The 14,804-nt window shown below is 43.2% G+C and carries 15 protein-coding genes and 1 pseudogene; 4 read left to right on the forward strand and 12 right to left on the reverse strand.

Going from position 1 to position 14,804, the window contains the following annotated elements:
• Positions 1 to 147: 147 nt before the first annotated feature.
• Positions 148 to 969, reverse strand: coding sequence for a bifunctional hydroxymethylpyrimidine kinase/phosphomethylpyrimidine kinase (thiD, locus tag H6G92_RS09605; RefSeq protein ID WP_190893160.1), 822 nt, complete (start codon positions 967 to 969; stop codon positions 148 to 150).
• Positions 970 to 2,050: 1,081 nt separating this feature from the next.
• Between thiD and H6G92_RS09610 the strand changes: the two genes are divergently transcribed.
• Together H6G92_RS09610 and H6G92_RS09615 are read left to right on the forward strand one after the other, a co-directional pair.
• Positions 2,051 to 4,894, forward strand: a complete 2,844-nt coding sequence (locus tag H6G92_RS09610) for a choice-of-anchor D domain-containing protein (protein ID WP_190893162.1) — start codon at positions 2,051 to 2,053, stop codon at positions 4,892 to 4,894.
• A gap of 145 nt (positions 4,895 to 5,039) precedes the next feature.
• Positions 5,040 to 5,264: a hypothetical protein gene (locus H6G92_RS09615; protein ID WP_190893164.1), complete on the forward strand. Its 225-nt coding sequence runs from the start codon at positions 5,040 to 5,042 to the stop codon at positions 5,262 to 5,264.
• A gap of 15 nt (positions 5,265 to 5,279) precedes the next feature.
• Here the strand turns inward: H6G92_RS09615 and H6G92_RS09620 are convergent, their stop codons facing one another.
• Positions 5,280 to 5,714 (reverse strand): hypothetical protein, encoded by a 435-nt coding sequence (locus tag H6G92_RS09620; RefSeq protein WP_190893167.1) that lies wholly within the window; start codon positions 5,712 to 5,714, stop codon positions 5,280 to 5,282.
• Between the two features lie 113 nt (positions 5,715 to 5,827).
• Here H6G92_RS09620 and H6G92_RS09625 point away from each other — a divergent pair, with 113 nt between their 5' ends.
• Positions 5,828 to 7,678, forward strand: a complete 1,851-nt coding sequence (locus H6G92_RS09625) for a S8 family peptidase (RefSeq protein ID WP_190893170.1) — start codon at positions 5,828 to 5,830, stop codon at positions 7,676 to 7,678.
• Between the two features lie 174 nt (positions 7,679 to 7,852).
• On the forward strand, positions 7,853 to 8,086 hold the full coding sequence (locus H6G92_RS09630; protein ID WP_190893172.1) for a hypothetical protein: 234 nt from the start codon (positions 7,853 to 7,855) through the stop codon (positions 8,084 to 8,086).
• Here H6G92_RS09630 and H6G92_RS09635 read toward each other — a convergent pair.
• The 10 genes and pseudogenes from H6G92_RS09635 to H6G92_RS09680 all read right to left on the reverse strand — a co-directional run.
• Positions 8,073 to 8,396 carry a thioredoxin family protein gene (locus tag H6G92_RS09635; protein WP_190893174.1) on the reverse strand — a complete coding sequence of 108 codons (324 nt, stop codon included), beginning with the start codon at positions 8,394 to 8,396 and terminating at the stop codon, positions 8,073 to 8,075. The genes H6G92_RS09630 and H6G92_RS09635 overlap by 14 nt on opposite strands.
• Before the next feature lie 226 nt (positions 8,397 to 8,622).
• Positions 8,623 to 9,285 (reverse strand): Na(+)/H(+) antiporter subunit B, encoded by a 663-nt coding sequence (locus H6G92_RS09640; protein WP_190893176.1) that lies wholly within the window; start codon positions 9,283 to 9,285, stop codon positions 8,623 to 8,625.
• Positions 9,282 to 9,842, reverse strand: coding sequence for a DUF4040 domain-containing protein (locus tag H6G92_RS09645; protein ID WP_190893177.1), 561 nt, complete (start codon positions 9,840 to 9,842; stop codon positions 9,282 to 9,284). The genes H6G92_RS09640 and H6G92_RS09645 overlap by 4 nt, the downstream gene beginning before the upstream one ends.
• Complete coding sequence (locus H6G92_RS09650; protein WP_190893178.1) at positions 9,835 to 10,113, reverse strand: monovalent cation/H(+) antiporter subunit G; 279 nt, start codon at positions 10,111 to 10,113, stop codon at positions 9,835 to 9,837. Before H6G92_RS09650 ends, H6G92_RS09645 begins: the two co-directional genes overlap by 8 nt.
• A gap of 3 nt (positions 10,114 to 10,116) precedes the next feature.
• Entirely contained in the window at positions 10,117 to 10,383 is a 267-nt protein-coding gene (locus tag H6G92_RS09655) for a hypothetical protein (RefSeq protein WP_190893179.1), read from the reverse strand.
• Complete coding sequence (locus H6G92_RS09660) at positions 10,380 to 10,769, reverse strand: Na+/H+ antiporter subunit E (RefSeq protein ID WP_190893180.1); 390 nt, start codon at positions 10,767 to 10,769, stop codon at positions 10,380 to 10,382. The genes H6G92_RS09655 and H6G92_RS09660 overlap by 4 nt, the downstream gene beginning before the upstream one ends.
• A complete protein-coding gene (locus tag H6G92_RS09665) occupies positions 10,754 to 12,193 on the reverse strand; it encodes a cation:proton antiporter (protein ID WP_190893181.1) in 1,440 nt (479 codons plus the stop codon). The genes H6G92_RS09660 and H6G92_RS09665 overlap by 16 nt, the downstream gene beginning before the upstream one ends.
• Positions 12,190 to 12,525, reverse strand: a complete 336-nt coding sequence (locus H6G92_RS09670) for a cation:proton antiporter subunit C (RefSeq protein ID WP_190893182.1) — start codon at positions 12,523 to 12,525, stop codon at positions 12,190 to 12,192. The genes H6G92_RS09665 and H6G92_RS09670 overlap by 4 nt, the downstream gene beginning before the upstream one ends.
• Before the next feature lie 472 nt (positions 12,526 to 12,997).
• Complete coding sequence (locus H6G92_RS09675; RefSeq protein WP_190893183.1) at positions 12,998 to 14,413, reverse strand: cation:proton antiporter; 1,416 nt, start codon at positions 14,411 to 14,413, stop codon at positions 12,998 to 13,000.
• Between the two features lie 245 nt (positions 14,414 to 14,658).
• A pseudogene (locus H6G92_RS09680) lies at positions 14,659 to 14,796 on the reverse strand (SulP family inorganic anion transporter); the annotation flags it as partial.
• Positions 14,797 to 14,804 lie beyond the last annotated feature (8 nt).

Here is a 14,804-nt window from a genome sequence, read left to right on the forward strand (position 1 = left end):
ATGCTAACAAAGATAGTCAGCCCTGAAACTATGCCCAAGAATAATAGAAAAATGCCGAAAGGGCAAAGATTTCTTATTTACATTTTGGATATAGTTCAGTAGTCAGTAGTCAATGGTCATTCAACAGCTTAATAACTGACCACGAGTTTAATCTCGTAACAATGGGAAGAAGTGTCCTACAGGGCCTTGCCCTTTGCCAATATCTAAGGCGTAAGTGAGTGCAGTAGTCACATACGCCTTTGCCTGTTGGACTGCTTGCCACAAGTCTTTTCCCTTAGCCAGATTAGCAGCGATCGCAGCCGATAGTGTACAACCAGTACCGTGGGTATTTTTTGTCTCTACTTGCTGGCAAGTCAAAACTTCCAACTTATCGCCATCAAACCAAATATCAACGCCACGCAAATCTCCCTGCATACCTCCACCCTTGACTAAAACAGCCTTTGTGCGTAAAGCCTTATGAATAATTTCCGCTGCGGCTTGCATATCCTCCAAGGAATTAATTTGTAAACCGCTTAAAATCTGGGCTTCGTAGCGATTCGGCGTAATTATAACCGCCTTGGGAATCAGGACATGGCACAGAGTCTTCACAGCATCATCATCAATCAATTGTGCCCCCGTACGTGACACCATTACTGGATCAACTACTAAATTATCAATTTGTAAAGCTTCCACCTGCTGGGCAACAGCAAAGATAATTTCCTGGTTGAGCAACATTCCTGTTTTAGCAGCTTGTACGCCAATATCCTCAACTACTGCCTGAATTTGCGCCACAACAGCCTCTTTTAGCATGGCATCAACCCTCCTGACTCCTAGAGTATTTTGTGCCGTGACGCAGGTTATAGCGCTAGTACCGTGGACGCAGTGAAAAGCAAAGGTGCGTAAATCAGCTTGAATTCCTGCACCGCCACCACTATCTGAACCAGCAATGGTTAAAGCAACGGGTATTCTGGAGTTTATTTCAGCGTTCATAATTATGAAGATTAGAGTTGTTGGCGCAATCAAACCAAACTATCTCAAAGAGTGATGAACTAGGCTAACATCCTCATCCCTTCTTGCAACAACAAAGATTTACGGCAATCTACTTACTGGCAAGATGGTTGCGGCTTGGCGTAGGCGTAGCCCACCAGACCCTAAGGGAAAGCAAGCTACGGGTAGCGGAAGTACCAGAAAGCATCGCTTCCAAAAAATCTTTGGAGCAACTTCATTAAATCCTCGCACAAAGCGCTTTCCATTCCCATATCACTGTGGAAATTAACAGGACTCAACCACGGCACTCCATAGTTTTTCCTGTTTTGTTGTAAAAAAAGAAACTATATTCTGGGTATTTACTGATATCAATTGCTGTTTGTAAAGGTTACTTTTAACTAAGTTCACAAGACTCAGTTACACCGATTACAACAGGTTCGACTAAGTTGTTACATTAGTTCCCTTAAGTTAAGGGGTCAACCTACTAAAGTTTCAACCAATTTAACTTTAACCACTGCAACTTTAAGTCCTCAGTTATTAGCAAGGGGTGCATTTTACCATGACGATTTGGCAACCTCCTGACCTAAAACAACGGACAAAGCTCTGAGGAATTACTATGCCAATTTATGATTATCGTATCGAATATAGCAGATAGCAAAGAGCAGCGATGTCTGCGACGGGCTACGCCTACGCGGCTGCCACAGATGAAGATACGATTCCATTCGATTCCAGCTTTTAACAACAAGCCCAGAGAAGACAGAAAACGTCTCCGGCTTTGCGCTGCCTTATCTACGTGCTAATCGTCCGATCACCCTCAATAAAACACTGACGATTGACGGTATCGATACCCCTGATTTAACTATCAACGGTTGACAGGAGAAAAATTTTCAGTTTTACAACAGTGTTTCTACAAACGACGCGATTTCAAGTTGCGATCGCCTACGGCGTGTGGGTACGCCATCGGACAACTGTGACTGTCTTGAACAGTCCAGACAGATGACTCATTCAAATAACTATTTAGCAACTAAAAAAAGTTGCTGAGAGTGTACGACCAATTCCCCTTACACACATTCGGAGTAAACCTATGGCTGGCAAAACATATTACGTTTCTGGAACAGGTAATGATAAAAGTAATGGCTTGAATGAGGGAGCCGCATTTCGCACGCTCCAAAAAGCTGCTAACTTGGTGCAGGCAGGTGATACGGTTTACGTCATGAATGGTACTTACACAAACACAGCCTCTGCTAATATCCTAAGTATTACAAATAAGCAGGGTAAGGCTGATGCACCGATCACATTTACTGCATATCCCGGGCACACACCTGTTTTAGAAGCACACAAAAATAATTGGAATGCTATATCAATTTCAGGCTCTTCATACGTAGTAGTTGAAGGGCTAACGCTGGTGGGAGCACGAGATGAAATTACATTAGAATATGCGCTTCAGCAAAAAGACAATTTAAATAACCCAGCAACATCTGGAAATGGTATTAATATTACATTCACTAATGGCAGCCAAAAGCAACGTTCACATCACATCACAATTAAAAATAATAATGTTTCTAAGTTTCCAGGAGGCGGGATTGCAGGAACAGAAGTAGACTACATTACAGTAGAAAACAATGTCGTTTCTGGAAATGCTTGGTATTCACCTTATGGGAACCAAGGAATTACAATGCTTAATCTTTGGAACTCTGATAATAACGTAACAGATTATAAAGTAATTCTTCGGGGTAACACCTCTTTTGATAATAACCAATTAGTTCCTTGGATTAATGCAGGAAAAATAACAGAGGGTCATGGAATAATGCTTGACACTTCTTATATTGGAGGTGTTGCGTATACTGGTAAAGCCTTAATCAGTAATAACTTAGTTTACAACAATGGAGGGGCTGGAATCCAAATTTTCAAAGGAGAAAATCCTGTAGACATTATTAATAATACAACTTACCAAAACTCACAAACAATCCCAGACGGAGAAATTTTTGTTAACAGTGCTAAAAATGTTCGAGCCTCTAACAATATTATGTATGCAAGCAACGGGGAGTCTGTGACTTTGCTCGTTAATTCTAGTAATGTTTCATTTGACAATAACCTTGCTTACAACGGAGTTTTTAAAGGCACAGGATCAGGAAATATTTTAAACAAAGACCCGTTGTTTGTTGATGCAGCGAATGGTGACTTTAGGCTCAAACCTGGAAGTCCTGCAATCGATGCTGGTTCTAATGCCTTCAATAGCATCACTAAAAATATTCCCCTAGATGGCGATGGCAACGGCAGTGTATTAATTGACATTGGCGCATACGAAGCCCCCACCAATAATACTCCTACCCCCGAAATTCAAGTTCTTGATGGCACAGTTGACATTGCAGATAACAGTACCACCGCTATTAACTTTGGCGACAGCATTGTTGGCAGCACCCTGACCAAAACTTTTACTATTAAGAATACTGGTATAGCTGCACTCAACCTGAGTAATCTCAAACTCCCCGATGGCTTTAGTTTGGTAGGAACTTTTCCAGCTACCTTGGCTGCCAAGACTTCGACCAGTATAACGGTGGCACTCAATACGAATACACCTGGAACCTACACTGGCAACTTCAGTTTAAGCAACAACGATAGTAACGAAAGCCCCTTTGACTTTGCTATTAGTGGTAGAGTTACTGCTCCCGAAATTCAAGTTCTCAATGGCACAGTTGACATTGTAGATGGCAGCACTACTGCGATTAACTTTGGTAATGTCGCTTTCGGCAGTACCGTAACCAAAACTTTCACCATCAAGAATATTGGTACAGCTGCACTCAACCTGAGTAATCTCAAACTCCCTGACGGCTTTAGTTTGGTAGGAACTCTTCCAACTACCTTGGCTACTAAGGCTTCGACGAGTATAAAAGTGGCACTCAATACGAAAACACCTGGAACCTATGCTGGCAGTTTCAGTCTGACCAATAACGATAGTGACGAAAGCCCCTTTGACTTTGCCATTAGTGGTACAGTTAAGCCCGCTCCTGCTCCCGAAATTCAAGTTCTCAATGGCACAGTTAACATTGCAGATGGCAGCACTACTGCGATTAACTTTGGTAATGTCGCTTTCGGCAGTACCGTAACCAAAACTTTCACCATCAAGAACATTGGTACAGCTGCACTCAACGTGAGTAATCTCAAACTCCCCGACGGCTTTAGTTTGGTAGGAACTCTTCCATATACCGTGGCTGCCAACACTTCAAAAAGTATAACAGTGGCACTCAATACGAATACACCTACGCCTGGAACCTATGCTGGCAGTTTCAGTTTGACCAACAACGATAGTGACGAAAGCCCCTTTGACTTTGCCATTAGTGGGACAGTTAAAGCCCCTCTTGCTACCGAAATTTATCTTCTCAATGGCACTGCAAATTCTGAGTACTTAAAAGGCAATGCCCCAGCCAATAAGATTTATGGCTTTGGGGGTGCAGATACCATCATAGGTAATCTAGGAAATGACCAACTTTTTGGAGGCGACGGAAACGATACTCTCTGGGCAAATGATGGGAATGACTTGCTCTATGGTGATAGCGGCAATGACAAGCTTTCGGGTGATAACGGTAACGATACACTATTTGGTGGTATCGGTGATGACCAACTTTTAGGGGGCGCAGGCAATGACTGGCTTTATGGGGGCGCAGGCAAAGATGTACTTACAGGGGGTTATGGTGCTGACACCTTTGTATTGGCTTTAGGTCAGGGCACGGACTCCATTACTGACTTTGCAGTAGGCACTGACAAGTTTGCGTTGTCAGGTGGTCTCAAGTTCGGTCAATTGTTGATACAGCAACAAGGAAGTCAAGCCTTCATTATGAATAGTTCTGACAATCAAGTGTTGGCAATGTTGGATAATGTCACTGCAAGTATACTTTCGGCTCAACCTTCCACTTTTATCACTATTTAGTTGTGTCTTTTGATAACCCTGTCTCTTCTCTACGAGAGGCTGTGCTAACGGAGAAGGTGTAGAGGAATAACTAGACAAAGAAGATTTAATCTTGAGCAACTAAATTCTTTGCTAGCGTTCCCTACACCCTATCTCTGTCAAGGGGTTGCGTTCAAAAACTAGCATTAGTCTGGTAAAAGTACAAAAAAAGGAGAATCACCAAAAACAGACTTCACCGCCAGTATTGCTCAACCTCACTACGCGATCGCTCTTAATTCATACTTTAACTGGTCTCGATGATCGCACAGCTAATGTGCTGATGACATCTTGGACTTTCCTCTATCTTCAATTAAATATTTTGATTATGATATCTACTGCCATAGATAATTAGCCAGACTTAATATAACTACTGATTCGCTTGCGATCGCAAACTTTCTAACGCCCCCTGCAAAAACTTACCCCATTCTGCTGCCAAAGGGATTTCTGTAAACGGAACCCGCACTGAACCACTAGATTCGGAAAATAGAAATTCTAACTCTATAGAACGACCTTTCTCCGGTATATTTTCTAAATCTACTTTTTTTTCATCTACTAAAAGATATATTTCCCTAACATCAAGCAAAGAGAATGTTTCTAGTTTAACAGGCCCTTTAGGTGTGGGTTTTCCCCAAGTTAAATTGTTGCCTTTTTGACCCAATACTGAATAAATATCGTACTTAGCCCGTTCAAATTGCTCTGCCCAAGCGCGATAGGCTTCAACTTTTTGATACTCCTTCGAGCCTTGCCAAGCCAACCAGAAAAACATTACTAATAGGGGCAACCACAAAAGACCACGTTCCATCGTTTAAAAAAGTCCTGAGTGAAACTTGTAACTAAAAGTGCAAAATCCACCACTAAAGGATGGAGATAAGTTATGGTAGTGAGCAAACTGGCAAAAAGCGGTGATGAGTTAATATGAGAAAGCTTATATTATTGTGCTTGTTTGTCATTGGGCTGGGATCTGCCATATTTGGTTTCCTGAATTTCCAGGGATTGGCAGCTAAAGGAGAGTTTGAGACGATTTTGCTTGATTTTCGGGAAGATATTCCATCAATTGTGGTGGAACAGAATTTGCAAGCGATCGCCAAACAATACAACGTTACACCCCAATTAGACAACAAGTTTTCCAAAAAAGATAATGTTTATATTGTCAAAGGCGATCGCCAGCGACTTCAAGAACTGAAAAAATCTCAGTTTGTCCAAGCTACAGAATTTATTGAACCAAATTATATCTACAGGAAGATTCCACAGCCCGGTGAAGCAGCTTGGTTAGGTGAATTTTTGAGACCACAAGAAGATGATGAGACAAGCCCCTCATTAACTGGCCCCAATGACCAATATTACAGCAAGCAGTGGAACTTGCACAAAATTGGTATTGAAGGCGCATGGAGTCAAACCAAAGGCAGTGGCATTACAGTTGCAGTAATTGACACCGGGATTACTAAGGTTCGGGATTTGTATGAGACAAAATTCGTCAAAGGCTATGATTTTGTAAACGACCGAGAAGAAGCCAAAGACGATAATGGTCACGGTACCCATGTTGCCGGAACTATTGCCCAAGCCACAAATAATAAATATGGCGTAGCTGGAATTGCTTACGAAGCCAGTCTGATGCCGTTAAAGGTACTCAGTTCTTATGGTGGCGGTACTGTTGCCGATATTGCCGAAGCAATTAAATTCGCTGCCGATAAAGGCGCAGATGTGATTAATATGAGCTTGGGCGGTAGCGGTGAAAGCAAGTTGATGAAAGAAGCGATCGACTATGCCCATAGAAAAGGCGTAGTTATCGTTGCCGCAGCAGGAAATGAAAACGCCAATGGGGCAGGCTATCCAGCCCGCTATCCCTACGTCATCGGCGTTTCGGCAATTGGTCCAGATGGCGAAAGAGCACCCTATTCTAACTTTGGTGCTGGGGTAGATATCTCTGCTCCTGGCGGTAGTGAAGCTGGTAAGATTCTCCAAGAAACTATCGACGAAAAGGGCGAAGGGGTATTTCTGGGCTTCCAGGGTACAAGCATGGCTTCTCCCCACGTTGCTGGTGTTGCGGCATTAATCAAAGCTGCTGGCATCAAAGAACCAGATGAAGTTTTAAAAGTCCTCAAGCAATCGGCGCGAGTTATCCAGGATGATGGTTTGAACTATTATGGCGCTGGACAACTCAATGCAGAAGCAGCAGTCAAACTAGCCTTTGGAGGGCAAATCAGTTTTCCAGATTTCTTCCGCTGGTTAAGAGATAACGGCTATCTCAACCCCGGCTTTTGGATTGATGGTGGTGCAGTAGCACTGTTACCCAAGATTTTAATGGTAGTTGGTTCCTATCTGCTGGCTTGGTTTTTACGGGTTTACTTCCCCTTTGCTTGGAGTTGGTCTTTATCCAGTGGACTAATTGCCGGCAGTTCTGGGTTATTCTTCCTCAAGGGAATCTATATTTTTGATCTTCCTCAATGGCCTTTCCGGGTTTTGGGCAGTTCAATTCCCGAACTAGGCAATACCCTCCAGGGAACTGATGCGTTGAATCCCTTGTTTGCTAGCGTACTGATTCCCATTGTTTTAATGGCATTGCTGCTAGGACATCCTAGTTGGAAATGGTTTGCCATTGGTTCAACCTTAGGTGTAGTAGCGTGCTTGACGGTGAGTGCGCTTTACGACCCAGCAGTTTGGGGTTTGGGAAGTGGTAACTTAGCACGCCTCTTCCTGATCGCGAATGCCATAATCTGTTATGGACTTGCTCGTTTAGCATTAAAAAACGAAGAAAAAACAGCATAAATGGGTAGTGGGGCATGGGGAATGAATTTTTATAACCCCTAACTCCCAACTCCCAACTCCCAACTCCCAAGTCCCAACTCCCAACTCCCAACTCCCAACTCCCAACTCCCAACTCCCAACTCCCAACTCCCAACTCCCAACTCCCAACTCCCAACTCAGCACTCAGCACTGTTTATGAGCATTACAATTACAGGTACAATCCAACATCGTGATATTGGCACAGGCGCATGGGCGTTAGTCACAGAAGAGGGCGTTACTTACGAAATCCTCAGAGGGGCTGACAAAGACTTACTCAAAGCCGGGCAAAAAGCAAAAGTTAAAGGACAGGTGCGTGAAGATATCATGACAACTGCCATGATTGGCCCTGCCCTAGAGGTCAAATCTTTTGAGGTAATTAGTTCTGATTAGCTGTGGAATCCAGAACCTCTTGAAGACGGGTTCTAAACTCCCCTTTGGGATGACCTCCTTTTACCTCACCCACAATCTGAAATTCCCCTTCTGGAGAATTGCAGATGATGTAAGTAGGCCATCCCATTTCTGATTTATCGGGATACTGGGTTAATAAAATCTTGCGATACTTACGGTAAGCAGCCGTATCCTGCATTTTTACATCGATAAATTCTAAACCCAGTTCTTCTGCCACCTTTTTGTCATAAAAAGACATTTTGTGACATATGCCGCATTCTTCTGAAGAGAATTTAATTACAGCTAAACTCATGGGTTGGAGACTCTTTGCTTTTAGATAAAGATTATTAACATAATGCCATGAAATACTACCATATAGAACTTAAGGCTGAAACCCTGATTTAATATTTTTTCTCTAAGGTTTTTTAGCAGGGATGCACTTTGGGACGAGATAATTTTAGAATGGTTATCAATTAATAGGAAGAAATGAAATGCGTTCCCCCTGAGGTAAGCGCAGAGGTACGCAGAGTCTTCCTCTCTCACAACAATCCCCGATAACGAATAAAAACTAAAATCACCGCCCACGAACCTAACGCGACTTTGACTGCAACTAGAATATTGAGCAAGGGGATAACGCCCCCACTGACAAGTGCGCCCAACTCACCATGCGGTAACTCTATTCCAGCCAGAGTTATAACTGCCAGTACAATGAAAACCAAAACCGAAACTTTCTCCCATGTAGCGGCGTGCCAGCGTTGGTAGATTCCTTGCATCCACTCTGGTGATGAGGTAATCGCAATCAGACCGATCGCAGTTCCACCCGCTACCCCGGAGGCAAAACCACCACCGGGGCTGAGATGTCCCCGAATAGCGAGTTCGATACTTACCAACGAGGTAATGGTCGCTCCTAGCCGTGCTAGAACAATAGATGGTTGATCGGTGAAACGATAGATTGTGCAAGATGGTCTTTCATTTGCCAGCAGAAAACTAGCCCCCATAATTGCGATCGTAAATACCACCACCTCGAAGATAGTGTCATATAAACGATTCCTGAGAATGATCACTGTAACTGCATTGGGTATGCCACCATCTTTGACAATCGAATCAACGATAGAGAAATCTGGTATGACTGGCGCTGAATTCGGCAAGACGAGCATTTTTACAAACAGCGCTATTCCTGCTGCAATGTAGATCCATTTCATTTATGCTTCTCCCCTTCAGCTGGTGTACTTACATAACTCAGGATTGTCGCTGGTGATGCAAGTTCGGTTTGCATGATGTCATAGATGCGTTGGATTCTGGTTTTGGTGTGATAAAGTTGCTTTTCGTCTTGATCGCTTTGTTTCGGCCGGGCACAAATTGCATGAACTTCTTTTTCCATCAGCGCCCGGTGCAAAGACTGCGTATTTGTGTAGGTTACTAGTTCAAGACGCATATAGCGTTTGCCAAAAATTGTGCGGAACTCATCCATCAGTTTCGCAAAATGGTGATTGTTATCTGCCTCTTCGTTAAGTATGCCAAGACGCATTACCAAGGATGAGCGCACTGCGATCGCATTGAGAGTAATTGCCAGCATAGTACCCACTAAGGCTTCGGTCAAAGCAACATCCGGTGCCCCCAAAACCGTATATACCAATGCTGCGATCGCTCCCAATATGCCTCGAATTACCAGCGCATGGTATGGATTGACTTGAAATACCAGCATACAAGCAGCCAACGGCAGCAGGGCAATGATCACATATATATAGCTATCATTCATGGCTACCCTCGCTACTAGAACAGTAAGCCAACACATACCCCAGCACTGTATTCCAAATTGCCAAAGAGATGATGGCAAGGATGAGTAACGGCCATTCACTGGGTATTTTCAAGAGCAGTCCGATGATGATACTCATTGATCCGAGCGTATCTGCAACCGAAAGACTATGCAGCTTGAATAACACTGAGCGATCGCCAAGCAAGGGGAAGGTTCCCCAAAACCAAAAGAAGATTCCTAAACCTATGCAGGTATAACTAAGCACGTTAATCATATATTACTCATTCGCTAAATCATTCATTCTTTTGAGGACATGTGCCAACAACATCAATCCGGCATTGCCCACGCTCAAAATGATTACTCCGACAACACCAATCATCCAATCGTCGCGCAAGACAGATATAACCAGGATCATGATTGAACATTTGGTTGCAGCACTGGCAAATGCCAGCATTTTTTGCCAAATATCATCATCTTGCCATGCCTCATACATGGGAATAAGCAGTGCCAGAATCATTGCAATCAATGCCAGGTTCAAGATCATGCCTTTTTCCTCCGTTGCACTCGGTGGACTTCGTACCAGCCTGCTTCGTGATATTTGAAAACAATGGTCTTTGGTGTAAAGGTGATCAAGAATATATCTAGGAATATCAGCCCTGGTGTCCGTCGTGGTTTGACTTGTTCCATCGTTATCTCTTCGTGGTTATGCGGGCGGAGGATGATTTCGAATGCCTCAATATACGCCTGCGGAATCGCCACTATGATCTCACCCAGCACCCGCAGCCAATCTTTTAATGATTGCCTAGCTGTACGACCACCGGGTAATAGGAAGGCGATACTTACGCCGATGATGATATTTGCCACACTGAAATTAGCAGTGAGCAAAAACCAAATAGTCAGTCGCAATATAAAATTTAGATGCCCAACCATGCGAATCCCTTCCAGAACAGCAAGATTAAAATCAGACTCATTACACCGATCAGATGATCAAATTCTTCAAGGACACGCGGTAGCTTGAGTATTGAGTGTTTAAAAATTAGCAAGTACGCCAACCATCCAACCCCGATAGTTGCGAGGGGTTTGATGATATTCGCAACGGTATAAGCCTCGTAATACACAATATTAGCTAGGAACAGCCCACCGATTAACAGAATCATAGCTGCCCAGAAACCAGGCTTTACCTCCGCTTTTCCCCCACGCGGTAGAAATATGAATTTAGCAAAGGATATTGCCGTTCCGAGGGCTGCAATATTCATAGCGATCGCTTGCCAAGGCAGCAAATTCTTCGTCGTCAACACCTTCGCCCCAAAGCCGGACAACAAGGGGAACCCAGAGATCGAAAAGCTGGCTATCACCAAGGCAATCCAAATTGGGGTAGCGATCGGTTGATGTTGCAGTTCCTTAAAATTGCGACTCGGTAAAGCCCCCGCGATCAGAAAAAGCGCCGATTTTACCAGTCCGTGCGTCAGCGCATAAAAACCACCCACGGACGGCGCGGCGAGGATAAAGCCCAACTGCGAAACTGTGTGAAACGCCAGCATCCGCTTGGTATCTTTTTCAAAGACTGCATAGAAAACTCCCAAAAGCGCCGTGCCAACTCCGAAAATTCTTACTATTGGGTCAACCTCTTCCACCATCAGCGCACACCGCACTAATGGATAGACACCTGCTTTTACTACAACTCCCGACAGCATCGCCGATACTGGCGTTTCCGATTCAGAGTGAGTCAACGGCAACCATAATCCCGATACAAAAATTCCTCCTTTTGTCAAGAGTCCTAAAAAAATCAGGGCAAGCGCTTCTGGAGGTGCTACCCGCAAACCTTCAAAACTAAAGGAATGATGCGCCTGATAAACCAACACCGCACCAACCAGATAAAAAAGCATTCCTACGTTGCTGATAAACAGATAGCGTAAGCCAACCCAAATCGAGCGGTCAGTCCGGGGATAGGCAATCAACAGAAACGCGGCAATACCACTTACCTCTAACGCCACGTATAAGCTGATCAAATCTGAACAGGCAAACGCGGCATTGATACTGCCATGCAAAATGATCAGTTGTGCGTAGAAAAAAACTGTTTTATCGCTTTGCCAACAGTAGAGGATGACTGCTGCCGTCACCAGCGCATTAGTTAAGATAAAGTAGCCGCTTAATTCATCGACTGTTAAAATAACGCCGAAATTATCTAGTAACTGTAGTGTCAGTGGCGATTGAGTGACAAATAGCTGCAACGCATATCCTGCGGAAGCCAAAGCTACAAACAGTGCAAGGTATTTGTCAAGTTTGGGGAGCAGATAAATAACGAACCCCAAAAACAGAGGTAGTGCAATCCATGCGATCGTAATGTTACTCATGGCGTGTTATTCTTCTCGATTTCGCTGCTTTCCAAAGTCGGATTATCTCGTGCCAACTTCATAACGCCGACCAGCATTAACGCCTGAATCGAAAATCCGATCACAATTGCCGTCAATATAACCGCCTGGGGAACCGGGTCGGCGTATCTGATATTTTTGACGTTGGAAATAATTGGTGTGAATAAGCCATTTCGTGATGCAATCAGCACGTAATAGGCGATAACCCCGGTACTCATGACATCCATAGAGATGATCTTCATAACGAGGTTCTTTTTAAGGATGATGCCGAAAAATCCGCAAAATATTGTTGCGAATATGCACGCTTCTAACACGGAAATTGCCTGTTGGATGAGGGTTGAAGGTAAAAGAGAAAATAAAATTCGTCTCTTTTACCTATTTTGTGTTTAAGAGGATGTTTTAAAAGTGGTGGCTGAGGTATAAAAATCTTTAGATCCTCCTAAATCCTCCTTAAAAAGGAGGATTTTGATTCCGGTTCCCCCTTTTTGAAGGGGGGTTAGGGGGGATCAATAAGTACCTAAAGTCACAGCTTAATACTTTTCAAACAACCTTTAAGAGAACAAACCGCAAAGTAAGCATAGACACGAAGTGGCTTCCCGAAGGGTAGAGCGCAAAGGAAGAAGGAAAGAAGAGAAATTTAAAACTAGATTACCCTATCAAAACTTTTGGGACAGACTACTAGCACAGCACGGCGGAATTCAAGCTACTATTTTAAAACTTGCAAAAGCCTTGATATACAAAACTTTTGACTTTTGACTTTTGACTTTTGACTTCCGCCTTACGGTGCTAGCCGATTAAATTGGCTTCTTCTAAAGATTCTTTTTCTGCTGGCGATTGTTTAAATGCAAAGCGCAATAAAGGTGGTGCTAAGAAAGTTGTCAAAATCACCATAATAACGATCGCAGCTTGCAATGGTTTATCAAGGGTACCACTAGCTGCACCAATGGCGGCAAACACTAACCCAACTTCGCCACGCGGAATCATCCCCACACCAACCGCTAACCGATTAATTCCAGGTTGACCAAAAACCGCCCAACCTGTGACAACTTTACCGATAATTGCGATCGCAATTAAGAAGGTAGCAATAATTAATCCTTCTCGATTTTCTGGAACTAAAGGATTAAGAACGCCTAAATCAACTTTCGCACCAACTGTCACAAAGAAAACTGGTACTAAGATATCAGCAACAGGTTTAACCTGCTCATCTAGCTCTTTGCGTTTATCCGTTTCATCCAAAACTAAGCCAGCTGCAAATGCGCCTAAGATAGCTTCTAAATGAATGGCACTTCCCAAAAAAGCCATGAAAAAGGCAAAGATAAATGCTGGAATAATTAAGTTGCCTCGCGTTTGCAATTTATTAGCAATGGCAACAAAACTTTGATTGAAATATTTACCTAATAAAATCGAGCCGATGAGAAAGACTGTAGCGCTGACAATCAGATAAATGACGTTGAAAATATCAACCTCGCCAGTTTTGGCAAGACTCGCCACTACTGCCAACACGATGATACCTAAAATGTCATCAATGACGGCAGCACCGACAATAATTTGACCTTCACGAGATTTTAACTGCCCAATTTCTGACAAAACTTTTGAGGTAATCCCAATACTAGTAGCTGTAAGTGCTGCACCTGCAAAAATCGCTGGAATTACTGGCGCATGAAACAATAAAATCAGCCCCGCTGTGCCAGCCGCAAAAGGAACAGCTACCCCAACACAAGCAACAATTGTTGCTTGATAACCGACTTTCTGTAATTCTTTTAAGTCTGATTCTAGACCAATTTCAAATAACAGAATGATCACACCTAGTTCGGCAAGCACAGAAACAACTTCGCTCTGGCTTTGAAAGATTGATGTGACAGCATCAGGACTGAGGTTATTAATGAATTGCAGGATAGTCATGATAATGGAGTCGCTACCAGTTGCTCCACTGTCGGGAAACACTACCAAATGCAGAGCAGAAGCACCTACAAGCACCCCACCAACTAATTCTCCTAATACAGGGGGCAAGTCCATCATTCTAAATAATTCGCCACCAATTTTACTAGCCAGATAAATGACTACTAAACTTAGCAATACTCCAGTCAGCACAATAGGAGCATATTCCGCCTCATTAGTCGTTGCTAGTAAAGGAGACTGTAAACCTACGGTGAGGAAATTTAACCCGGTAAATGAATTAAGTATTGGTTCTGAAAAAATCATGTTTTTGCTTGTGTTTCTGATTCATTTTGGAGCCAATTAAAAAATGTAATTTATATCTCGTAATTCATAATCCAATTACGAATTACAAGTTACGAATTACAAATAGGTGTCAGTGTAAGTACCAACGCCAGGATTATTAGCATAAGTTGCATGAGGATTAACTAAAGCAACGGCTTGTTTAAGTGCATCTATACGATCTACAAACATGTAATGCTCTGGTACAAACCTCGAAATGCCAAACTTGTAGGGTTTGCCTGTCCGACAAAAGAAGCAATCTGCAAAATAATCAGAATCACGCCAATCCCAGACATAAACCCAGAAATCACGCTGTAAGGCATGAGGGTAATGTATTTACCCAACTTAAATATCCCAAAAAAGATTTGGTGGCGCG

The sequence above is a fragment of the Nostoc foliaceum FACHB-393 genome (assembly GCF_014698505.1).
In the GTDB taxonomy this organism is placed as follows: Bacteria; Cyanobacteriota; Cyanobacteriia; order Cyanobacteriales; family Nostocaceae; genus Nostoc; species Nostoc foliaceum_A.